Consider the following 21030-nt stretch of genomic DNA (forward strand, 5'->3'; position numbering starts at 1 on the left):
GGTCACCACATTATCTCCCGGCCTTGTCGACGTTGCCGAAAGAATGTGGCGAGACGAACTGAACAGCGCCGCTCATCTACACGCGGTTTCGGGCTCACAGGGACTACCCGCCCTGCCCGTACCATCTCGTGCCGACGCTGCCGCGTCCACCGCAAGCCCGGCTCGCGATAGTGACGACACATGATCGCCCCTCTTGGGTGAGCCGGGATGGGCGACACATACGCCGAAACCGAATTTCGGTAAAGTGGAATATTTTTAGCGAATTGGATTGACAGAGGGCGACACAGGCTCTCGGTGCCGTAGTCCGGATGGAGCGCCAGCGTAATCCGGGACGGTGCGAGATGCCGGGAGCGGCCCCGGATTGCGCTTCCGCCGTCGCTCTTCGAGCTATGGCGGACAAGTCGCTGCATCCGGGCTACGGGAGCAGCCACTTCGCTCGAAGACGCTCTAATCGGCGGCCGCCTGCGCCGGGGCGATTTTCCCGATCATCGTCTCGATTTCCGTCTTCACGAGCTCCGGCACGGCGTTCTGCACCATGTGGCCGAGATCGGGCAGCACGATCAGCTTCGCATTCGGCACCATGGCTGCGAACGGGCGCGCGTGGATGTTGGTCTTCACCGTCTTGTCGGGCTCGCCGGCAATGATCGTGACCGGCGCCGATATCTCGCCATAGCGCGCGGCTTGCGCAGTCACCGCCTCCTTCAGCGTCACCAGATCATAGGCATTGGCGATGAACTCGCGCGGTCGCAGCAGCAGCGGCGTCGCGGAGTCCTGCACGAATCCATCCGGCATCATCTGCGGCAGGAACACGTTGCGCGCGCCGGGCTCGGCCAGAAAGTAGCCGAGCGGCAGGGTGATCGTGTAGGCGAGCAGCGGACCGATCACCGGCGTTGCGATGAACTCATTGTAACGGCCGACACCGCCGCGCCAGGGATGGGTGACGGGGGCGAGCATGACGAGGCCGGCGACGCGGCCGGGATGATCGAGCGCGATCCGGGCGCCGAGCGCGCCGCTCCAGGAATGCACGACGAAGACCGCGCGATCGATGCCGAGCTTGCCAAGCGCCTCATCGATCATCCGCGCCTGGATCTGCGGCGTGGAATCCTGGCGCCGCGCGCGCGTGCTCCAGCCATGGCCGGGACGGTCGACCAGGATGACGCGATGGTCTTTGGCGAGCAGGTCGCCGAGCGGGCGCCGCATCGCTTCGAGATTGGAGCTGGCGCCGTGCAGCATCACGATCGGCAGGCCTGCATCGCGCGGACCGATATCGACGACGTGAAGCGTCGCGCCGTCGACCTCGACCATCCCGCCCTGCGGCGGAAAGGCGCGCTGAACGGCGACAATTCCAGCCTGCGTGACCAGCGCCAGCAAAACCAGCGCCGTCACGACTGACATCACGATCATGGAGAGAATCCGGGTAAGCCTGGGCACAGGGCAGTTACGGGCGTTACGGGTGGCAGTTTCGCTCCGGCGGCTTTCCGGACTTGCGCCGAAACTGCCGGGGCTGTGGATATGTGCATAATTGAAGAACGTGAAAACTCAATGGAATCAACAATATTCGAGGAGGACACGCAAGCCTCCGAACAGCATCATGGGGCCGTCATCGCGGCCTCCATATAATCGCCATGGTCGGTTCCGCCATCTAGGCGCGGGTGGGCGCCGATCCTCCTCGCAGGCCCCAGGGCAACCTCAGGGGATGCGGGAAAGACCGGCAGGATTTGTCCTGATTTGAACCGGAGGATTTTCGATGAGCTTCAGATCGAACGACACTGCGATCGACGAGATCGTGGCGAGCTGCAACGGCGACCTGCGCGGTGCCGTGCGGGCGCTGCTGCTGATCAACGAGCACCTGGAATCGGAGCTTGCAAAGGCTTACGCCGCAGCCGCCGATCACGGCCTGGTCGAGCGCGGCGGCAACGCCCTGCACTAAAGCGCGGTGGACCGCACTTTAGGCTCTCTATCGAGCATGATCGTGTCGGAAAACCGCTGCACACTTTTCGCCAACGCGGCCCTTCGGATCCGGATCATGCTTGGCACGCAGACTAGTTCGCTCCGTCCTCGTCCTTTTCCTCGTCCGGCGTAAGTGCGGGGCAGGCGCGGATCGTCGAACGGGCAAGCTTGGCATCGGCCCTCGACTTGTAGGGACCGTCGCCGAACCAGATATCGCCGATGATGACCGGATTGCTGGTCACGATGTTGCATTTTCCGGTGGCGCGGTTGCCGACCACCCAGAAAAGTCCGTCGGCGAAGCTCACCGTCCCCGACGCGAGCAGCAAGCTACCCGCAAAGATCAAACGCTTCATGGCTTTTGCTCCTGCCATGCAGGTAGGCCTGCGGCTGGGTCGGCAATAGTCCTCACGATGCCGCGCTTCCGATCGTGGTTAATCGGCGCAGGCGGCCATCACTCGGAAGATGATCAAACTATCCGCGTCCGGATCGTGCGCTAGATATCTCGTCCCTCGACCTTCTCGGTCAACGCCTTGACCTGGTCGGGGATCTTTTCGAGATGCGGATTGACGGCGAGCGCCTTGCGATAGGCCTCGAGCGCGCGCTTCTCGTCGCCGACTTCCTGCATGATCATGCCGAGGCCTGCGAGCGCGCCGAAATGGCGCGGCTCGCGGATCAGCACCTGCTGGATGTCGGCGAGCGAACGGCCATAGTCATTCTGCATGTAGTAGAGCGTGGCGCGCCGGTTCCAGGCCTCGATGTAGTCGGGCCTGAGCTTGATGACCGAATCCAAGAGCTTGATCGCGACCTCGATCTTCTTGGCGTCGACCGCGGTCTTGGCGCGGGCCATCAACAGCGCCGCGGTGTCGCTCGGGGTCTGCAGCCAGATTGCCCAGATCCGCGCCTCGACATGCTTGGCGCTGGCCTCGTCGGGCGCCGCCTTCAGCGCGCCGAACAGGAATTCGAGATTCTTGTTGCGATCGACCTTGGGCAGCTTGGCCGGCGCCTCGGGGAGCTTCTTCTGCTTGCCGGGTGGATCAACCTGCTGTGCCAGGGCCGGAGCAAGGCCGGAGGTTCCCAGCACAAGGGCCAGACACAAGGTGCGCGCGAAGAGGAATCTCACTGCCATGGTCAAAGTCTAAACGCGCAAAGCCGCCCTTGCAAAGCAAAGGCGGCGTCAAACTCGTGTGAGACCGTGGTCTTGCGGGGCGCGCGCGGGCGTCCGGCAGGGCAATATCAGCCCTGACGAGCCTTGAAGCGGCGCTGCACCTTGTTGATCACATAGACCCGGCCCTTGCGGCGGACCAGGCGGTTGGCGCGATGGCGACCGCGCAGCGATTTCAGCGAGTTACGGACCTTCATGGCGGAATCCTGAACGTTCGAAAGGCCGTGTTCGGCACTACCGTTTCGGCACGCGCGAATGTGGCAAAATGAGATTTTTCCCGCCGGCGGACGACCGCCCGGGACGGGGCGGTTCTTAAGGCATGGCGGGAGGTCATGTCAATGTTAACTGCCCCGTTCCGAACCGGCAAATTCGTGAAAACAACCCCATGCACCGTCAAAGCGGCCGGATCGGCCCGATTTATCCCCGGGGAATCAGACCTTTCGACGACACCTTGCCAAATTCGTTATATCATATAATCAATTTGGCAACCCGTCGGGAGGAAACCCATGCCGAAGCTGAAGCTGCCCAATATCGACGATGTCGTCGCCATCGACATCCACACCCACGCCGAGGAGCCCTGCGGCTGCCACCCCGACGATGGTTATGACGATTTCCAGGCGCAGATGGCGGAGTATTTCAAGTCGCCGAACAAGCATCCGCCGACGGTGCCTGAGACCGCGGCCTACTACCGCTCCAAGAACATCGCCGCCGTGATCTTCCCGGTCGACGCCGAGCGCGAGACCGGCTTCCGCCGCTACAACAATTACGAGATGATCGAGGCCGCCTCCGACCATCTCGACGTCCTCATCCCCTTCGTCTCGATCGACCCGCACAAGGGCAAGCTCGGCTCACGCGAGGCGCGCAAGCTGATCGAGGAATACGGCGTGCGCGGCTTCAAATTCCACCCGACCATGCAGGGCTTCTACGCCAACGACCGCATGGCCTATGCGCTCTACGAAGAGATCAACAATGGCGGCGCGGTCGCGCTCTTCCACACCGGCCAGACCGGCGTCGGATCGGGCATGCCCGGCGGCATGGGCATGCGGCTGAAATATTCCAACCCGATGTACATGGACGACGTCGCGGCTGATTTCCCCGACCTCAAGATCATCCTGGCGCATCCCTCCTTCCCCTGGCAGGAAGAAGCGCTGTCGGTCGCGACCCACAAGCCGAACGTCTATATCGACCTCTCCGGCTGGTCGCCAAAATACTTCCCGCCGATCCTGGTGCGCTACATCAACTCGATTCTGCAGGACAAGATGCTGTTCGGCTCGGACTGGCCGGTGATCACGCCGGACCGCTGGCTGTCGGACTTCGCCAAGATCGAGATCCGCGACGAGATCCGGCCGAAGGTGCTCAAGGCGAACGCGCGGAAGCTGCTGGGGATCTGAAGCGGAATGGCTGTAGGTGGAATCGCCTGAGGCGCCACGGGCTCGCTGCAACCTCTCCCGCGTGCGGGGGAGGTCGACGCGCTCGGCAGCGCACTTGCGCACCTGAGCGCGGCGGGTGGGGGCTTTCTCCACACGATGACTTTCCCGATGCGGCGACACCCCCACTCCAGCCCTCGCAAGCGGGAGGGAGCGCACCGTCCCCCTGACACCTAGCGGAAGGCTTCCGACCTGAGGTTTCAGACCTGAGGTTTCAGACTTGCGCCAGGCCGCCATCGACGAAGACCTCGCCGCCGGTCATGAAGCTGCTGTCCGAGGACGCCAGGAACGCGGCCACCGCTACCGGCGCGCCATCCGCGACGTCAGCGACAAGGTGCTGATCCAGCAGTTGAAGGAGCGGGAGGCCGACGGGCTCGTGAAGCGGACCGACTACAAGGAGGTGCCGCCGCGGGTGGACTACAGCCTCACCCCGTTGGGCCACAGTCTGGCCCAGGCTCTCGTGCCGCTCTGCACGTGGGGCACGGAGCACATGGCGGAGGTCAGCCAGGTCTTCGCCGAGCGGGCAACCTGGACGCGGCGAGGAGGTCAGCCGACTGTCTAGCTTGAATGGTTGCATCGAACACCATGCAAACTCTACTGCGTCTGCTTCCTCTTAAAGCGGTTGTTTAGACAGTTGGCTGGCGAACAAAATTTGCGGTGTTTTGCAAAAGCCGAACCGTCCATGGCGCAACTTCCGGTGGGACATTGTCCGTTGTCAGAGCTCATCTTGGCTGCTGGACTGTGCACCTGAGCCCTCGCTTCGACCGCAAACACCAGCGAACACATCACAATCAAAAGAACTGCAAAAATCCTCGACATCAACCGCCCCCTCGATTCAGCGTAAAGTCAGATTTTACCTAGGAGATTTCACCTAAGAATTGACCCGGAAAGAAAGCAAATCGATCATTGAGAGCATGCGCCTTGCACCTCGACCGTGGAACGACTCCACCGCCTGAGTGATTCAGCACGTCGGCTGCCGACTGCACCAGATTTTGGCTCTCTGCGGGTCCATCTGCTGAATAGCCCTTGCGTAACATCCCGTGATGGGGCCCATGCATTTCTGGTAGGTGCCGTTAGATAGAGCCGCATCAGCGCGCGTGACGGCGGACGACGAAGAGGGTCTTACTTCGCGGTGCTGCAGCTCCGGCTTTTTCTTTGCTTCAGGCGATGCGCCCTTCTTCTCGCACTCATTCTCGTCGTTCAGGACGTGGCCCTTGCGGCAGCTGATTTTCGTGCAGCGGTCCCCCTCCGCGCGGTAGCCGTTCTCGCAAATCAGCGGACATATTCGCCCGCCCTTGTTTTTGACAGCGTCGAGCGCGTCGGTAGTGGCGACGCTCACATTCAGTTTCATGCCCGCGTGCTTGTTGAAGAGGTCGAGGGCTTTCTGCGAGGGCTCACCCCAAACGCCGTCCACAACGCCCACATTGCATCCCACGCGACGTAGCTCGGCTTGCAGCGCGCGCGCTGTATCGGCGCTGATCTGCTCCGTCTCGACGGGAGGTGGTAGAGCAGCGACTTGCTGGTTGTTTTCTCGCGAGGCCTTCTCTCGAATTGCGAGTTCCCGTGCCGCGTTCTCCTGGGCTGTCAGACGAGCTCTTTCAGCGGCAGCAGCCTTGTCCTGCTCGATCTGCTTGACCTTCTCGGCAGCGATGCGGGCCTCTTCAGCAGCCTTGGCAGCCGCTGCTGCTTTTTCTATCTCGAACTGTCTTGCACCTTCTGCAGCAAGTCGGACCCTCTCCTGCTCCGCTAGCCTCGCCTTTTCAGCGGCAGCTGCCCGCGCCTCTTCTGCAGCGATTTTTTTCGCGTGCGCTCTCGCAAGGTTGGCATAGAAGCCATCTGGATATTGAGACAGAAAGGCTTCCCAGCCATCGTGGGTGCCGAGTTGGAGCGCCAGCTCGTAGTCCCTTCGGATCGCCGTCTGAGGATCAGCCTGCGGTCCTGTTGGTGACGGCGCCGCCGCTGCCGGGACAAGCGAAAGATCATCGCCTCCAAGCGAGCCGTAGAGATATGGCTCTTGCCTATTGGCGGTAGACTTCAAGACTTCGTCGCGGACGTAACCAAAAGCCTTTCGCAGATCCAGGCCTGGCTTGGTGACGTGGTGAACCATCGCCGCCGTGAACGGACTATTCCTGCCATCACCATCCAGCGCTGTTGAACCTGCCTTTGATGCGAAGGCAATCAGGGTGTTGGGGCTTGACGGTTCTACCTTTGCGAGGCCGCGCCCAATCGCCCTGGAAGCGAGGGTCCGCTTCATCACCTTCGAGAACGGGCTGTCACGGCATGCGTCAAGAACCACCAGCCGCAACTTTTTCGCAGGCTCGATCGCTACTAGCACCCGATCCAGCGACATTGCCTCGTCATAAATGTCAGTGTCACGTTCGAGGACAGCATCGATCGGGACGAGATAATTGACCCCATCAACCTCGATGCCATGACCTGCATAGTAAACGACCGCAACCTCGGCATCGCGGGACTGCTCGATAAAGTCCCGCAGCGCCCGCCTCATATCAGCTACTTTTAGGTCATGACGCAGGTCGACAAGATCGAAGCCAGCAGCCTTCAAGGTTTCCGCCACGAGTGCTGCGTCGCTGGAGGGATTGCCGAGCCGCGCGACCTTTTCATAAGCCGAGTTACCGATCACCAGCGCCACGCGACGCTCGGCATGCGCCGAACCGCAGGTCAGCCAGATGAAAAAGAATAATGAAAACCAGCGAAGAGCGCCCATTGTAGGCCCCGATCAAAGTGTGCGCAGCCTACGTCGAGCCTGATGAAAGGCAAGCATTGGCTCTGTGACGTCAATCACACTTCGATGCCATGCCCCTTTAGATCACAAGCCACCGATCATGCCTGCAGTGGCAAACTTCCGCCGTGCCTTGGTAAGCTGACGACAGCGCGTACTCCCCCAAGCGGAGTTCTTGTGCCCACAATTGACCCACCCCGAACTGTCGCGAACAGAGGAGTGAAGCCGCCCTACGACGGCTTCGTCCATGCCAACGCCGACTTCGATCAGCCTTTTTGAACGGCGGCTGCCGCCTTGCGAATGACGTCGATCACAATTTCGGGCCGGGAGAGCATCGGCACGTGGCTGCTCGCCACCTCCGTGACCGTCGCGCCCATGCGCTTCGAGACCCAGCGTTGCAAGTCGGGATGCACGGTGTGGTCTCCAGTAGCCAGGATGTACCAGCTCGGCTTCAATCTCCACGCGACCTTGTCAGCGCTAAGCTTCTGCTGCTGGAACAGATCGGCGACGGGCGCATAATGGGTGGCCCATACCAGTTTCTGCTCAGCCTCGGAAAGGTCGCCGGCGAAAAACTCGGTGCCGTTCGGCAGCATCCAGGCACGACCGTCTGCGACCTCGACACGTGAGAAAATGTCCGACGGGAATTTGTTGAGCTGGTCTTGCACGGTCTCGCCCGCATCGGGCGCAACCGCTGCGATGTAGACCAGGCCAACCACGCGATCATCGGTGCCGGCGCCCGTGATGGTCGCTCCGCCATAGGAATGGCCGACGAGGAGGACCGGGCTGCCGACGCGGTTGAGCGTGCGCTTCACCGTCGCAAGGTCTTCTTCATAGGAGTCCAAACCATATTGGACGGCAATGACCTCGTGGCCATCCGCCTGGAACGCAGGAATGACCTTGCTGAAGCACGAGCCATCAGCCCAGATACCGTGACAAAAGACGATTGTTGGCTTCGATGTGGTGGACATGGGCACTCCTTAGGAGGCGCGATTGCAGCCCGAATTTCTGTCGAAGGATGCAGCTGCGTCTTTCGAAATCACCCGAATCGAACAAGGGAGACGCCTTGAACGCGCCTCCCTCGCGGGCGAACCGTGATTTATTTCGACTGACCGCCTTCGACAGCCGCAGCAGCCTTGCGAATGACCTCGATGACCACGTCGGGCTGCGAGAGCATGGTGACATGGCTGCTATCGGTCTCGACGGTGATCGCATTCATGCGCTTCGCCAGAAAACGCTGAAGATCGGGATGCACGGTCTGGTCCTTGCGGGCGAGGATGTACCAGCTCGGCTTGGACTTCCAGGCGACCTCATCGAGCTTCTGCTGCTCGAGCAAGTCGGCAGCCGGCGGGTAATGGGTCGCCCACACCAGCTTCTGCTCCTGCTCGGGAAGGTCTCCCGCGAAGTACTTGACGCCTTCCGGCTTGATCCAGACGCGTCCGCCCGCGACCTCGATCTGGGAGAAGATTTCGGTCGGGTATTTGTTGAGCTGGCTCTGCACGGTCTCCTGGACATCCGGAACGACGGCAGCGATATAAACCAGGCCGGCGACGCGGCCGTCGGTCCCCGCGCCCGTGATGGTGGCTCCTCCATACGAGTGACCGACGAGGATTGAGGGGCTGCTGACCCGTCCCAGCGTGCGCTTCACGGTCGCCACGTCATCCGCATAATTATTGAGCCCGTATTGGACGGCGATCACCTCGTGACCGTCGGCCTGCAAAGCGGGGATGACCTTGCTGAAGCAGGAGCCATCGGCCCAGAGGCCGTGACAGAACACGATGCTAGGCTTGGAGGTTGTCGACATTCTTCCTTGTCCCTTAATGGTTTGAAACTGCGCGAAGCTAAATCCCCCTTCTGTTGATGACTAAGACCTTGTACGCTCGGAGCTATGCCTCAAAGATATACGAGGGCGAATTGGAACTTCGGCATTTGCGCTATTTCGTTGCCGTGGCGGAGGAAGGCAGCTTTTTGACCGCTGCCCAGCGGCGGCTGAACACATCGCAGCCGTCTTTGAGTCGACAGATTCGCGATCTGGAAAACGAAGTTGGAGTACAGCTATTGGAGCGCCAGGCCCGCGGCGTGACGCTGACAGCCGCAGGAAGAGTGTTTCTCGATCACGCTCGGCTGGCGCTCTTGCAAGTCGAGGCGGCGACTGATGGTGCCCGGCGGACGGCCGAACCGCAGCGACCCGCGCTTTCCATGGGATTCCTGGTTGGATTGGAGGTCATGTGGCTACCCCATCTGTTGCGGATCCTCCGCGAGGAAGCACCCGAGGTCGAAGTCACGCTCTGCACTCAATCCTCCCCGGAACTCACGCTCGCGTTGATGCGAGGAAAGTTGGATATCGCCTTCCTTCGGCCCGAGAAAGAGAGTGCGGGTCTAATCTTTAAGATGCTGGCGAAGGAGCCCTTGATTGCTGTGCTTCCGGCTGACCATCGTTTGGCTTCCCGCAAAAAGATTCGGCCGCAAGATCTCGCCGGGGAAATCTACGTCAGCTCGGCAAGAACCTCTCCGGTGCTGCAAGCCGTCATTGATGACTATGCATCCAGGGTTGGGATCACGCTCAAGGCAAAGTACGAAGGCGAGAATATATCGTCGGCAATGTCGCTCGTAGCGTCCACAGGCGGAATCAGCCTTGTCCCCCTCTATGCGCAGAACATGCTGGCACCCAACGTTGTTGCCAGAGCGATCGAGGGAGGAGCGCCAACTGTCGATTTAGCTTTGGGGTTCAACCAGGCAAATTCCTCCCCGTTGCTCCAACGGCTTTTGTCTCGCGCAGATGAATTGATCGCAAGCGTTCAGAATCAGAGCATCATCCGCTATGCCGAAGTTCAATGATTGGCGGTCGGCAGGATGGGTTGAGCTCATGCGCACTCACGAAGCCGAGTCCCTGCGCCCACAACGATCCTGGAAGGACAGCCCATGAGCCACAAAGCCGTCGTCTTCGACGCCTACGGGACGCTCTACGACATCCAGTCGGTGGCTGAGATCACCGAGGACGCGTTTCCGGGTTACGGCGAGATCATCACGCAGGTCTGGCGCATCAAGCAGCTCGAATACACCTGGCTGCGCTCGCTGATGCGGCGTTACCAGGATTTTGCCGCGGTCACCCGCGACTCGCTGGCCTACACGCTGCGCGTGCTCGGGCTGGACTATGAGAGCGAGACCTTCGAGCGGGTGATCGAAAAATATCTGCATCTCGATCTCTATCCGGATGCGACAAGCGCGCTCGCAGCGCTCAAGCCGCGAAAGCTCGCCATCCTCTCCAACGGCAGCCCGGACATGCTGAATGCGCTGGTGCGCAACACCAAGCTCGATCGTCTGCTCGATGCCACCATCAGCGTTGACGCCAAGAAGATCTTCAAGCCGAGTCCGGAGGCCTACATGCTGATCGGGGAAGTGCTCGGCACCGCACCGAGCGAGACTCTGTTCGTGTCCTCCAACCCCTGGGACGTGGCGGGCGCGAAGGCGTTCGGGCTGAATGTCGCCTGGATCGAGCGGGTGACGCCGGAGGCGATGGCGCTGGCTTGCGTCGAGAACGAACTCGTGGCACCGCTGACCATGTTCAGGGCGATCCGCACCCAGATGGACGAGCTTGGCTTTGCGCCGGATCATCGTGTCCGGGCGCTCTCCGAGCTGCCAATGATTGCTTAGGCATCGCCGCCCGCCCGCAAAGTCTGACATGAGCTGCCCGGAATGAGCCTGGAATCCGTTCGCGCCTTTTTCGCCGAGAAAGCCCCCGACATCTCCGTCATGGAATCCCCGATCAGCTCGGCCACGGTGCCGCTGGCCGCCGAAGCCTATGGCGTCGAGCCCGGAATGATCGCCAAGACGCTGAGCTTGCGCGTCGGCGAACGCGTGATCCTGATCGTCGCCGCCGGCACCTCGCGCATGGACAACAAGAAGGTCAAGGCACAGTTCGGCGGCAAGCCGAAGATGCTGGGGCTGGACGAGGTCGCCGACATCACCGGACACGAGGTCGGCGGCGTCTGCCCGTTCGGGCTGAAGTCGCCGCTGCCGATCTATTGCGACCTCTCCCTGAAGGCTTTCGACGTGGTGGTCCCGGCCGCGGGCTCGACCCACAGCGCGGTGCGCATTACCCCCGACCGGATGGCCGAGCTGACCGCCGCCGAATGGGTCGACGTCTGCGAGGTCAGGCCGTAAGGCGGGCACGGGCTGCGATGCCTGGTGCATTTGCCGGTCAGGGAGGCTAGCATAACGACCATGACCGACGACAAGGTGAAGCGACGACTGACCACCGTGCTGTGCGCTGACGTGTACGGCTATTCTCGTCTCATGGAAGCAGACGAGACCGGAACGCTGGAGACGCTCCGCCGCTACCGCACCGCCATCGCGCGATTGGTCGAGCGCCGTGACGGCCGCATCGTGAATACCTGGGGCGATGCCGTGATCGCCGAGTTCGCCAGCGTCGTCGAGGCCGTGCAATGCGCGGTCGAAATTCAGCAGGAAATCTCCAGTCAGGCTGCGGACGCGCCTCAGGCGAGCCCGATGCGGTTTCGCATCGGCATCAACCTCGGCGATGTGATGGTGGACGGCTCCGACATCTATGGCGACGGGGTCAATATCGCAGCACGGCTGCAAGAGCTCGCTGAGCCCGGCGGCGTCGTGATCTCGAGCTCGGTCTATGACCAGGTGCACAACAAATTATCGGTTGGCTTCGACTGTCTCGGCCAGCGTCCCCTGAAGAACATCGCGCCCCTGACCAGCTATCGGCTGACCCTGGGTAGCCAAACTGCGGTGCCGGGAAGCGTCCCGATCGAGGCAAGCGCAGCTGTCTCAGAGAGAGCGCGTGCTCCGCGAATGGAAGACAGGCGCGAGCTGTCTTCGGCGACGAGTGTCGTCTCGGACTGGCTCGCAAAGCTGCCCCGCCCGCTGGCAGCGGCCCTCACGGTGTCGGCCTTCCTGATTCTGATTAATCTTTTCACTGGCAATAAGATCTGGTTCCATTGGCCGGTCGCAGCCATTCTCTTCGGTGTCGTCCTGCGGATGGTGCTTGGACAACGACCTGAATCGGACAGCAAGACGGAGCGCTGAACGGGGCGGCACGACGCGTCGTCGCGCCTAAAGCGCGATGAGATCTGGATGAATCGTCATCGCGCTTTAGGTTGTTGTTTACGCATGATCTTTCCGGAAAACCGCTTCGCACTTTTCCGGATCGTGCTTTAGCGCTGCGCAATTTTCCGGATCATGCGCCCTTCAGAGCCTAATCGTCGTAATCGTCATAGGGGCGCGGCGGAGGTGGCGGCGGCGCATTGTTATAGCGCGGCGGTGCGGCGCGGTTGCGCGGGACCTGCTGCTGCGGCGGCATCTGGTTGTTGGACTGGAACACGGCACGGCAGCCGCTCGACAGCTGCGGCGTGTTCTGCTGCAGACAGGCGGTGATCCGGCTCACGTCCGGGATCTGGTCGCTGCAAAGACGCCAGACGTCCGGCGTACATGCCATCTGCTGTTCCATGGTGCCGCGATATTCCTGGGCGAATGCAGCGCCCTGCGCGACGATGCCGCCGACCGCGAGCGCCACACCCAGCGCAATCCGCTCTGTTCGCATGTCCCGATCCTTCTTAATTCCCATCGATTTTCATCAATCAATGAGGCAGGACCCGGTTCTGAACCAACAACAAAAAGTGAAAATGGCTTCGGAACCCAATTCACCCTCGATATTCGGGTTGCCCGCAACGTCATCCCCCCTGCGCTTTTGCCCACGTGCTCTGACGACAAGCGGCGCCACGGTCCGTGGCACCGCCGCAACAGGGCCAGCGCAAACCGGCGGCTTGCGCCTTTGGCCATAGGGCATTTCGCATAACGCCAAGAACCGCGGCGACGGCCCCGCTAGCAATTGCGCTGGAATGAGGGAATCCGTCGATGCCGACCGCAATACCGATCTGTGCGCAAAACACCACAACGGCCGCCATCCGGCGTAGCAGACTGCTCGTCACCACGGCACTGGCCCCGCTGGTGCTCGTTGCACTCCCGGCCCTGACGACCGGCCCGGCCCTCGCGGCCTGCACGGTGGCGGGCACCGGCACGATCGGCGCGCTCAATTCGGGCGACGTTGCGACCTGCACCGGCCTCGGCAACACCGACCACATCAACGCCACCGGCCGCAGCAACGTCACGGTCAATATCGGCGACGGCACGCCGACGTCGCTGCTGCCGGGCGCCGGGATTCCCGCGGTCGTTTTCGACGGCACCATCGGCTCGCGCGTCACCGTCAGCGATCAGGCGACGGCCTCGACCTATAGCGGGGCGGTGCTGCTCTCCAATGGATCGATCCACAACAATGTGACGATCGCGGCCGGCGGGATTGCGGAGGGGACGGGCAATGCCGAAGCAGCCATCGTCATCGACAATTCGGACGACAATCTCGTCAACATTCGCGGGACGGCCGTCGGCACCGGAGCAAACACGACGGGACTCCGCATCAGCGGGACGTCGAGCGGCAATGTCGTCCTCGTCTACGACAGCGGATCGATCGGCGGCGGTCATACCGGCGCGCAATTCATCGCCGGCGGCAATACACTCATCAATGGCGGCACGATCTCCGGCGGCTTCTTCGCCATCCAGGGTTCTTCCGGCAGCGACACCATCTTCAACCCCGGCACCATCTCGGGCGGCATCAGCGGAGCGGTCGACCTGTCCGGGGGCGATGATCTGCTTGGCCTCGCCCCTGGCTCGACGATCACCGGGACCATTCGCGGCGGTAGCGGTACCGACACGCTGAACTTCGGCAGCATCGGCAGCGCCTCGTTCGACCTCGGCAATCTCGGCCCCGGCCTGCAATATGACGAATTCGAGCAACTGAAGAAAAACGGCAACTCCGTCTGGACCTTGATCGGCACCACCGTCTTCAATGGCGCCACCACGGTGGATGCCGGCGGCCTGATCGTGAACGGCACCTTGCCCTCCGTGGTCACCGTCAACGGCGGCTATCTCGGCGGCACCGGCACGGTCGGCGGCATCGTCGTCAACAATGGCGGCACGATCGCCCCCGGCAATTCGATCGGGACCCTCAATGTCAGCGGCAACGTCACCTTCAACGCCGGCTCGACCTTTCGGGTCGAGATCAATCCCGGCGGCCAGTCCGACAAGATCGCAGCGACCGGAACGGCGACACTCAATGGCGGCACGGTGCAGATCGTGCCGCTCGGCGCGGGCTTCCTCGCCAATACCCAATATACGATCCTCACCGCGACCGGCGGCGTCACCGGCACGTTCGCGACGCTGACGACCTCGAGCAGCCCGCTGGTCTCGGGGCAACTCAGCTACGATGCCAACAATGTCTACTTCCTTCTGCAACAGATCGGCGGCTTCGGAACGCTGTCGGGCCTGACGCCGAACCAGACGGCAGTGGCTGGCGCGCTGGATCAGGCGCAGTCTGGCGGCGCATCAGGACCGCTCGGCATCGCGATCAATACGCTCGCCGCGCTCAATACATCAGGCATCAAGGCCGGCCTCGACGATCTCGCCGGCCAGATTCACGCCGACGGCCGCCGCTTCACCGCGGACCAGGCCGACATATTCCAAAGCTTCATGTGGAACGCCGGCACGCAGTCGCGCGGCGAGAGCGTGCGGATGTCAGCCACAGCTTACGCCCCGGAGCCGGCGGACCCGATCGGCAAGGCGCTGCGTGGTCGCCGCGCCGCACCGGTGCAGAGCGTCTGGTTCGGCGGGTACGGCAATTGGGACAAGGTGGCGGCGAGCAGCATTGCTTTCGGGACCAGCACGGCCGTTGGCGGCGCGGCCCTCGGCGCCGATCTCTGGAGCCTGCCGGGCTTCACGGCCGGCCTTGCGATCGGCGCATCGACCGGTCAGCTGCGCATGGCGGGCCGGGCCGACCGCATCGACGCCAATGCCGGTCATGCCGGCTTCTACGCACGCGGTGAAGCGGGGGGATTCAATCTCGCATCCGCCATCAGCTATTCCTTCGCGGCGCTGGAATCCTCCCGCACGATCTCGTTCCTGGGACAGACTGCAACCGCTTCCTCGCGGGCGAATACCTTTGCCGCGTCGTTCGGCATCGCACGTCCTTTCGAGACCGGATGGGGTTTTACGGCCGAGCCATTTGCCAAGGCCGACTGGTATTCGACGCGCCAGGGCAGCTTCTCCGAGACCGGCGCGCCCGGCGTCAATCAGCTGGTGCGCGCCGGCAGCTTCGACGTCGGCTACGGCACGGCCGGCCTGCGCACCCATCACCGCATGATGATGCCGAACGGTCACGCGGCGCAGTTCGGCGCGACCCTTGCCGTACGCCATGAATTTTCCGGCAACGCAGCAACCATTACGGCTGCGCTCGAAGGTGCGCCCGGCATTCCGTTCGCGATCACCGGCGTCGAGCGCGCACGCACGGTGGCGCTCACCGGTGCGGAGGTCCGATGGGACCTCACGGCCGCAACATCGTTCAAGGCATCCTACGAGGGCGCGTTCGCGCCGGGATATGACCGGCATACCGTGCGGGGCGTGGTCCGCAGTGAATTCTGAAGCATGATCCGGAAAAGTGCGCAGCGGTTTTCCGAAAAGATCATGCTTAAACAACAACCGAAAGCCCCTACTCCACCTTGCCGATCTTCTTCACCGCCGCGATCAGCCGCTTGCTGTCGGTCGCGACGAATTCGGAGAAGGCCGGCGCGTCCTGATAGGCGACGAGACTGCCCGAGGTTTCGAAGGCCTTGAGCACCTCGGGACTCGCCATCACCTGTGCCATCGCCTCGCGCAGGCGGGTCGCGATCGGCGCGGGAAGAGAACTCTGTGCGAACAGCCCCGCCCAGATGTACATCTCAACGTCCTTGTAGCCGAGTTCCTGGAAGGTCGGCACATCGGGAAAGCTCGCGATGCGCTGCGCGCCGCAATTGCCGAGCACGCGGAGCTTGCCGTCGTCGACCTGCGGCTTCAGCGTCCCCGGTGCGGCGGCGATCGCCTGCACGGTCCCGCCGAGGATCGCGGTGAGCGCGGGACCGGCGCCACGGAACGGCACGTGCAGGAGCTTGATGCCGGCGCTGTTTGCGAACATCTCCATCGCCACATGCAGCGTACCGTAAGGCCCGGACGAGCCGTAGGTGATCTGACCCGGCCGCTTCTTCGCATCCTCGACGAAATCCTGCGCCGTTTTCCATGGCGCGGAGGCCGGCACCGCCAGCAGCGTGGGATCGGCGAGCACGCGCGCGATCGGCATGAACTGCGAGACCTCGTAGGCGGCGGGCCGGTCGAACAGACGGTCGGCCTCGGGGAGCACCGCGAGCGAGGACAGCGTCATCAGCAGCGTGTAGCCGTCGGGCTCGGCACGTGCCGCCGCGGCATTGCCGACCGAGCCGCCACCGCCTCCGGCCCGGTTGTCGACGATGACGGCCTTGCCCAGGATCCGCTCCAGCGCCATCGCCACCGGCCGCGCGGCGAGATCGGCCTGTCCGCCGGCCGGAAACGGCACGATCATGGTGATGTTGCGCGAGGGGTAAAGAGCTTGGGCAAAGCTTGATTGAGAGCAAGTTGCCTGTGCTAGCGGCAACACGGCAGCCGCCTTCAGGAGTTCGCGGCGGTTCATTGGTTGGTACCTCCCCGATTGTTTTCGTTGTTGGGAGGCAGCCTAACCGAAATGGATTGTGTTGCGATAGCCGTGCGCTTGCACCCCCCGGAGGGGGCCTGGAGAGGGGTGTCGACCGGTTGGCCGGATCTCCTCAACTACTGCGACTGCAACAAGGTAGTCAGGCTCTTGTCGAGGACGTTGCCGAGCAGTTGCCGCGTCGACGCGCGCATCACTGGATTGTTGGCGGCTTCCGGCGGTTCTGGCCACTGCGCCCAATCGATACGCAGCGTCGGCGGCCCGGTCATAAAGTTGCTTCCGCTGATCGAGCCTTCGCCGCTCTTCAGAATATCGAAGCTTTGCCCGTCATGAACGTAGATCCGTATTACCGCGTAGATGTCGGCCATGTTGTACAATGGGCTGCCCTTCATGACACCGATGCCGAAGAATCCACCCTGGCGTATTCCCTTGATCACGACGACATAGCGTTTGCATCCGGCCTGACCGGCAACTTGTCGGACGATGGCGCCGGCCTTGTCGCTGCGAACGAACATGCCAAGCCCTGGATCGTAGGAACTGAATGCGGATCTATCGGCGGCGATCCTGCGGACGACAAAACCGGAGCCGACCGCGGCCCTCACACGCTCGACGACGAGGTCATCGAGCCCGAAACCGTCGACCAAAACCTCCTTGTTCTCGTTGCCGAACACGGTCGCGCCGATCTTCTTCACGATGAAGCGATCGCCCAGCAGCGATATCACGCCGACGCACGGTCCTGCAGCTTGCGGCGTGGACCGCGAAGCAGGTGCCGGCTTGGAAGGCGCGTTCTTTGCCGGCTTGGCAACCGTCGCGGGCTGGGTGGTTTGCGCCTGCGCGGGACCGGCCTGGCACAGTGCGAACAGGACGAGGCAAACAAGACGAAGCATCATGTAGCGGTCGATCGGGTTGTTGAGAAACACGAAGCAGGAAGCAAAACGCGGCGCGGATATAGACAACAAAGTCTATGACCGCAACGCGACGGCGCCTAGCGTTTCTTCGCCTTGGGAAACTGCTTGGTTAAAAGCGGCAATGCCGCAACGGCGCGCAGGAGATCGGGTCGATCTATGATGGTGCCTTCCGCTGATTTTCTTTTGTGCGGCCAGCCTAACGCGCCAGGCGGCAAGAACAAGACGTTTACGAAGCGTTAGCCATGTCCGGCTTGGCCAGGAACGCATGTCCGGACCCGCTGTTGCCCTCCCGAGGAGAGTGAGCGATGCGGAATCTGGCGACCATCGACGTCGCGCTGGACGAGATGCTGGTGAATCTCGCGGCGATCGTGTTGCGGCTGTCGAAGCCCGAATTGACGCGGACACCGGAAGCGCGGCGCGCCTTGGCGCAATCTGTCCAGCAATACGGCGTCTGCGCAGCCCGCTCGCGCGACCCGCGCGTCCACGAATTGAAGACACAATTGGAAGGCACGCTGAAGCCACCCCTGCGTATCGTCGCCATCGACGGCGTAAAGGTGGTGTAGTCCGGCTCCGTCATTGCGAGGGGCGAAGCGACGAAGCAATCCAGACTATCTCCGCAGAGACAGACTGGATTGCTTCGCTGCGCTCGCAATGACGGTCGAGGCCGCTCGCTCTCTTACGACGCCTTGACCTTCCCACGCGCCCGCCGCTTGCAGGTGCCCGGCAGCTTGGCCGCGAGGAAATCGCCGAGCGCTTCGACGCGGGCGGGACGGGGGCCGCCGGGTGGGGTCACCAGGTGCACGGCGCCTTCGGCCTGTTTCCAGTCCTTCAGGATCACTTCGACGGCGCCCGATGAGATCGCTTCGCCAACGATGAATTCGGGCAGCTCGGCGATGCCGAGCCCAGCGATCAACGCCGGCATCACGGCCTCGCCGTTGTTGACGCGGAGCTGTCCACCCGGGCGCACGCTGGCCTGCTCGCCGGCTGAATTGGTGTAGTGCCAGATGTTCGGCGTCGACAGATAGGCGTAGCTGAAGCATTTGTGCTCGGCCAGATGCATCGGATGCGTCGGCCGGCCGTGGCGCTTCAGATAGGACGGCGCGGCCACGGTGAAGCGCGGCATGGTGAAGAGCCGCCGTGCGATCAGCGAGGAGTCCGGCAGCCGCGCGATCCGCACCGCCATGTCAAAGCCCTCGCCGATCAGGTCGACGGTCGCATCGCTCAAATGCAGATCGACTGAGACTTCCGGATAGGCCTCAAAGAACTCAGGCAGCAGCGGCGCCACCGCCTTGATGCCGAACGTCATGGGCACGGCGAGCCGCACCAGGCCCCGCGGCGCCACCGATTGCGCCAACGCCTCGTTCTCTGCCGCTTCGCCGTCGGTCAGCAGCCGCGTCGCGCGCTCGGCGAGCTTGTGCCCGGCGTCGGTCAGCGCAAGCCGGCGTGAGGTGCGGTTGAACAGCCGGGCGCCGAGCCGCTCCTCCAGGCGTGTGACCGCCTTGGACACAGTCGCCTTGGACATGACGAGCTCGCTCGCGGCCCCCGCAAACGACCGTAATTCCACGACTTTTGCAAAGATCGCGAGCGCCTCGAAATCGGGAAGTTTTGCCATGGCGGCTATCCATCTGGATATTTATGGAAACAATGCGTTTCAACAGTTTCTATTTCTATACCACAGAAGGAGGCTTATCCAAGGGGTCATCAGACATTCAGGACTGGAGAAATCCAATGACCAAGAAGCTCTCAGGCAAGGTCGCCCTCGTCACCGGCGGTTCGCGCGGCATCGGCGCGGCCTCTGCCCGCGCTCTCGCCGACCAAGGCGCGGATGTCGCCATCAGCTATGTGGCCTCGCCGGAAAAGGCGGAAGCCGTCGTCACCGAGTTGAAGGCCAAGGGCGTCAGGGCCCGCGCTTTCAGGGCGGACCAGGCTTCCGCGAAGGACGTCACGCAGCTCGTCAACGACGTCGCCAAGGAATTCGGCCATCTCGACATCCTCGTCAACAATGCCGGCGTCGCCGCCGGCGGTGCCATCGACGACGCCAATGCCGACACGGATGCCCTCGCCCGCCAGGACCAGGTCAACGTGCACGGCGTGATCGCGGCGATCCGCGCCGCCTCGCAGCTGATGGGTGAAGGCGGCCGCATCGTCACCGTCGGCTCCATGCTCGCCGACCGCGCCTCATTCCCGGGCCTTGCCGACTACGTCGCCACCAAGGCCGCCGTGGTTGGCTACACCAAGGGTGCCGCACGCGATCTCGGCCCGCGCGGCATCACCGTGAACGTGGTGCAGCCCGGCTCGATCGACACCGACATGAATCCGAAGGATGGCGGCGAATTCGCCGAGACCCAGCGCAAGCAGCACGCGCTGCAACGCTTCGGCCGTCCCGAGGAAGTCGCCGCCGGAATCGTCTTCCTCGCAAGCCCGGACGCCTCTTTCGTCACCGGCACTGTGCTCAACGTCGACGGCGGGTTCGGCGCCTGATCGAGGCGCCACCCCCTCAAGTCAAAGGAATTACGCAGATGATCGAACTCAGACCTTTCGACAAGCTCGGCGGCGCCGATCACGGCTGGCTCAAGGCCAAGCATCATTTCTCCTTCGCTGGCCATTATGACCCCAACAACATGGGTCACGGCGCATTGCGGGTGTGGAACGACGACGAGATCGCTCCGAACACCGGCTTTCCCGCCCATCCCCACGCCAACATGGAGATCATCACCTATGTGCGCGAGGGCGCGATCACCCATCAGGACAGTCTTGGCAACGAGGGCCGCACTGAAGCGGGCGACGTGCAGGTGATGAGTGCCGGCAACGGCATCCGCCACTCCGAGTACAATCTGGAACCGACCCTGACGCGGATCTTCCAGATCTGGATCGAGCCGACGACGCGCGGCGGACAGCCGACCTGGGGTTCGAAGCCGTTTCCGAAGGCGGATCGCTCCGGCAAGCTCGTCACCATCGCGAGCGGGATCGAAGGTGACACGGACGCGCTGCCGATCCGCGCCGATGCGCGGGTGCTCGCCACTACGCTGAAGGCCGGCGAGAGCGCGGAGTACGCGCCGCAGAAGTCGCGGCATCTCTACCTCGTGCCCGCAGCGGGTGCTGTCGAGATCAACGGCGTGCGCGTCAACGCCCGCGACGGCGCCGCGATCCGCGACGAGGACCGGCTGAAGATCACCGCGCTCGAGGACACCGAGCTCGTGCTCGTCGACGCAGCGTAAACACGCTCTCCGTCATGGCCGGGCTTGTCCCGGCCATCACGGCCTCAAACAACC

Annotated in this window: 21 protein-coding genes and 2 pseudogenes; 11 read left to right on the top strand and 12 right to left on the bottom strand. The window is 62.8% G+C overall.

All coding sequences use genetic code 11. The features are described 5' to 3' along the window. Positions 1-447: 447 nt before the first annotated feature. Complete coding sequence (locus RAD04_RS17420) at positions 448-1404, bottom strand: alpha/beta fold hydrolase (RefSeq protein WP_461624742.1); 957 nt, start codon at positions 1402-1404, stop codon at positions 448-450. A gap of 343 nt (positions 1405-1747) precedes the next feature. Here RAD04_RS17420 and RAD04_RS17425 point away from each other — a divergent pair, with 343 nt between their 5' ends. After that, a complete protein-coding gene (locus RAD04_RS17425; RefSeq protein WP_038947516.1) occupies positions 1748-1930 on the top strand; it encodes a hypothetical protein in 183 nt (60 codons plus the stop codon). Positions 1931-2042: 112 nt separating this feature from the next. On the opposite strand, the gene RAD04_RS17430 is transcribed toward RAD04_RS17425, so the two are convergent. The 3 genes from RAD04_RS17430 to ykgO all read right to left on the bottom strand — a co-directional run bounded on the left by RAD04_RS17430 (position 2043) and on the right by ykgO (position 3309). Then, entirely contained in the window at positions 2043-2303 is a 261-nt protein-coding gene (locus RAD04_RS17430; RefSeq protein WP_028140081.1) for a hypothetical protein, read from the bottom strand. Between the two features lie 140 nt (positions 2304-2443). Continuing rightward, on the bottom strand, positions 2444-3076 hold the full coding sequence (locus RAD04_RS17435) for a tetratricopeptide repeat protein (RefSeq protein WP_038947517.1): 633 nt from the start codon (positions 3074-3076) through the stop codon (positions 2444-2446). Between the two features lie 107 nt (positions 3077-3183). Continuing rightward, a complete protein-coding gene (ykgO, locus tag RAD04_RS17440; protein ID WP_006611362.1) occupies positions 3184-3309 on the bottom strand; it encodes a type B 50S ribosomal protein L36 in 126 nt (41 codons plus the stop codon). 309 nt (positions 3310-3618) lie between these two features. Here ykgO and RAD04_RS17445 point away from each other — a divergent pair, with 309 nt between their 5' ends. Continuing rightward, positions 3619-4503 carry an amidohydrolase family protein gene (locus RAD04_RS17445; RefSeq protein WP_461624743.1) on the top strand — a complete coding sequence of 295 codons (885 nt, stop codon included), beginning with the start codon at positions 3619-3621 and terminating at the stop codon, positions 4501-4503. Between the two features lie 250 nt (positions 4504-4753). On the opposite strand, the pseudogene RAD04_RS17450 reads toward RAD04_RS17445, so the two are convergent. Continuing rightward, a pseudogene (locus RAD04_RS17450) lies at positions 4754-4840 on the bottom strand (oxidoreductase); the annotation flags it as partial. Between RAD04_RS17450 and RAD04_RS17455 the strand changes: the two are divergent. After that, positions 4838-5101: pseudogene (locus RAD04_RS17455) on the top strand (winged helix-turn-helix transcriptional regulator); the annotation flags it as partial. The pseudogenes RAD04_RS17450 and RAD04_RS17455 overlap by 3 nt on opposite strands. 399 nt (positions 5102-5500) lie before the next feature. Here RAD04_RS17455 and RAD04_RS17460 read toward each other — a convergent pair. The 3 genes from RAD04_RS17460 to RAD04_RS17470 form a co-directional block, all read right to left on the bottom strand. Next, complete coding sequence (locus RAD04_RS17460; protein ID WP_461624744.1) at positions 5501-7264, bottom strand: caspase family protein; 1764 nt, start codon at positions 7262-7264, stop codon at positions 5501-5503. A gap of 281 nt (positions 7265-7545) precedes the next feature. Continuing rightward, complete coding sequence (locus RAD04_RS17465; protein ID WP_461625020.1) at positions 7546-8247, bottom strand: alpha/beta fold hydrolase; 702 nt, start codon at positions 8245-8247, stop codon at positions 7546-7548. Between the two features lie 128 nt (positions 8248-8375). After that, positions 8376-9080, bottom strand: a complete 705-nt coding sequence (locus RAD04_RS17470; protein WP_461624745.1) for an alpha/beta fold hydrolase — start codon at positions 9078-9080, stop codon at positions 8376-8378. Positions 9081-9190: 110 nt separating this feature from the next. Between RAD04_RS17470 and RAD04_RS17475 the strand changes: the two genes are divergently transcribed. The 4 genes from RAD04_RS17475 (at position 9191) to RAD04_RS17490 (ending at position 12331) form a co-directional block, all read left to right on the top strand. Then, complete coding sequence (locus RAD04_RS17475; protein ID WP_461624746.1) at positions 9191-10114, top strand: LysR family transcriptional regulator; 924 nt, start codon at positions 9191-9193, stop codon at positions 10112-10114. An 84-nt stretch (positions 10115-10198) separates the two neighbouring features. Then, the gene (locus RAD04_RS17480) at positions 10199-10930 is read left to right on the top strand and encodes a haloacid dehalogenase type II (RefSeq protein WP_461624747.1); all 732 of its coding nucleotides are present in this window, start codon (positions 10199-10201) and stop codon (positions 10928-10930) included. Positions 10931-10972: 42 nt separating this feature from the next. Further along, positions 10973-11440, top strand: coding sequence for a YbaK/EbsC family protein (locus RAD04_RS17485; RefSeq protein ID WP_461624748.1), 468 nt, complete (start codon positions 10973-10975; stop codon positions 11438-11440). Positions 11441-11500: 60 nt separating this feature from the next. Next, positions 11501-12331 (top strand): adenylate/guanylate cyclase domain-containing protein, encoded by an 831-nt coding sequence (locus RAD04_RS17490; RefSeq protein ID WP_461624749.1) that lies wholly within the window; start codon positions 11501-11503, stop codon positions 12329-12331. 169 nt (positions 12332-12500) lie between these two features. On the opposite strand, the gene RAD04_RS17495 is transcribed toward RAD04_RS17490, so the two are convergent. Continuing rightward, positions 12501-12845, bottom strand: coding sequence for a hypothetical protein (locus tag RAD04_RS17495; protein WP_461624750.1), 345 nt, complete (start codon positions 12843-12845; stop codon positions 12501-12503). Positions 12846-13159: 314 nt separating this feature from the next. Here RAD04_RS17495 and RAD04_RS17500 point away from each other — a divergent pair, with 314 nt between their 5' ends. After that, positions 13160-15775: an autotransporter outer membrane beta-barrel domain-containing protein gene (locus RAD04_RS17500; RefSeq protein WP_461624751.1), complete on the top strand. Its 2616-nt coding sequence runs from the start codon at positions 13160-13162 to the stop codon at positions 15773-15775. Between the two features lie 67 nt (positions 15776-15842). Here RAD04_RS17500 and RAD04_RS17505 read toward each other — a convergent pair whose 3' ends face one another. Next, positions 15843-16832 carry a tripartite tricarboxylate transporter substrate binding protein gene (locus RAD04_RS17505; RefSeq protein ID WP_461624752.1) on the bottom strand — a complete coding sequence of 330 codons (990 nt, stop codon included), beginning with the start codon at positions 16830-16832 and terminating at the stop codon, positions 15843-15845. 137 nt (positions 16833-16969) lie between these two features. Then, on the bottom strand, positions 16970-17542 hold the full coding sequence (locus RAD04_RS17510; RefSeq protein WP_461624753.1) for a hypothetical protein: 573 nt from the start codon (positions 17540-17542) through the stop codon (positions 16970-16972). Positions 17543-18063: 521 nt separating this feature from the next. Here RAD04_RS17510 and RAD04_RS17515 point away from each other — a divergent pair. Further along, on the top strand, positions 18064-18321 hold the full coding sequence (locus tag RAD04_RS17515; protein ID WP_461624754.1) for a hypothetical protein: 258 nt from the start codon (positions 18064-18066) through the stop codon (positions 18319-18321). Between the two features lie 113 nt (positions 18322-18434). On the opposite strand, the gene RAD04_RS17520 is transcribed toward RAD04_RS17515, so the two are convergent. Next, a complete protein-coding gene (locus RAD04_RS17520; RefSeq protein ID WP_461624755.1) occupies positions 18435-19370 on the bottom strand; it encodes a LysR family transcriptional regulator in 936 nt (311 codons plus the stop codon). Between the two features lie 116 nt (positions 19371-19486). Between RAD04_RS17520 and RAD04_RS17525 the strand changes: the two genes are divergently transcribed. Continuing rightward, complete coding sequence (locus tag RAD04_RS17525; RefSeq protein ID WP_091965993.1) at positions 19487-20239, top strand: SDR family NAD(P)-dependent oxidoreductase; 753 nt, start codon at positions 19487-19489, stop codon at positions 20237-20239. A gap of 38 nt (positions 20240-20277) precedes the next feature. Beyond that, entirely contained in the window at positions 20278-20976 is a 699-nt protein-coding gene (locus tag RAD04_RS17530) for a pirin family protein (RefSeq protein WP_461624756.1), read from the top strand. Positions 20977-21030 lie beyond the last annotated feature (54 nt).

This window comes from Bradyrhizobium sp. 25ACV (genome assembly GCF_054863005.1).

What these genes read in the sequence shown, in the direction of transcription:
- RAD04_RS17420 (WP_461624742.1), bottom strand. Translation starts at nt 1,404, where the DNA reads ATGATCGTGATGTCAGTCGTGACGGCGCTGGTTTTGCTGGCGCTGGTC.
- RAD04_RS17425 (WP_038947516.1), top strand. Translation starts at nt 1,748, where the DNA reads ATGAGCTTCAGATCGAACGACACTGCGATCGACGAGATCGTGGCGAGC.
- RAD04_RS17430 (WP_028140081.1), bottom strand. Translation starts at nt 2,303, where the DNA reads ATGAAGCGTTTGATCTTTGCGGGTAGCTTGCTGCTCGCGTCGGGGACG.
- RAD04_RS17435 (WP_038947517.1), bottom strand. Translation starts at nt 3,076, where the DNA reads ATGGCAGTGAGATTCCTCTTCGCGCGCACCTTGTGTCTGGCCCTTGTG.
- ykgO (WP_006611362.1), bottom strand. Translation starts at nt 3,309, where the DNA reads ATGAAGGTCCGTAACTCGCTGAAATCGCTGCGCGGTCGCCATCGCGCC.
- RAD04_RS17445 (WP_461624743.1), top strand. Translation starts at nt 3,619, where the DNA reads ATGCCGAAGCTGAAGCTGCCCAATATCGACGATGTCGTCGCCATCGAC.
- RAD04_RS17460 (WP_461624744.1), bottom strand. Translation starts at nt 7,264, where the DNA reads ATGGGCGCTCTTCGCTGGTTTTCATTATTCTTTTTCATCTGGCTGACC.
- RAD04_RS17465 (WP_461625020.1), bottom strand. Translation starts at nt 8,247, where the DNA reads ATGTCCACCACATCGAAGCCAACAATCGTCTTTTGTCACGGTATCTGG.
- RAD04_RS17470 (WP_461624745.1), bottom strand. Translation starts at nt 9,080, where the DNA reads ATGTCGACAACCTCCAAGCCTAGCATCGTGTTCTGTCACGGCCTCTGG.
- RAD04_RS17480 (WP_461624747.1), top strand. Translation starts at nt 10,199, where the DNA reads ATGAGCCACAAAGCCGTCGTCTTCGACGCCTACGGGACGCTCTACGAC.
- RAD04_RS17485 (WP_461624748.1), top strand. Translation starts at nt 10,973, where the DNA reads ATGAGCCTGGAATCCGTTCGCGCCTTTTTCGCCGAGAAAGCCCCCGAC.
- RAD04_RS17490 (WP_461624749.1), top strand. Translation starts at nt 11,501, where the DNA reads ATGACCGACGACAAGGTGAAGCGACGACTGACCACCGTGCTGTGCGCT.
- RAD04_RS17495 (WP_461624750.1), bottom strand. Translation starts at nt 12,845, where the DNA reads ATGCGAACAGAGCGGATTGCGCTGGGTGTGGCGCTCGCGGTCGGCGGC.
- RAD04_RS17500 (WP_461624751.1), top strand. Translation starts at nt 13,160, where the DNA reads ATGCCGACCGCAATACCGATCTGTGCGCAAAACACCACAACGGCCGCC.
- RAD04_RS17505 (WP_461624752.1), bottom strand. Translation starts at nt 16,832, where the DNA reads ATGAACCGCCGCGAACTCCTGAAGGCGGCTGCCGTGTTGCCGCTAGCA.
- RAD04_RS17515 (WP_461624754.1), top strand. Translation starts at nt 18,064, where the DNA reads ATGCGGAATCTGGCGACCATCGACGTCGCGCTGGACGAGATGCTGGTG.
- RAD04_RS17520 (WP_461624755.1), bottom strand. Translation starts at nt 19,370, where the DNA reads ATGGCAAAACTTCCCGATTTCGAGGCGCTCGCGATCTTTGCAAAAGTC.
- RAD04_RS17525 (WP_091965993.1), top strand. Translation starts at nt 19,487, where the DNA reads ATGACCAAGAAGCTCTCAGGCAAGGTCGCCCTCGTCACCGGCGGTTCG.
- RAD04_RS17530 (WP_461624756.1), top strand. Translation starts at nt 20,278, where the DNA reads ATGATCGAACTCAGACCTTTCGACAAGCTCGGCGGCGCCGATCACGGC.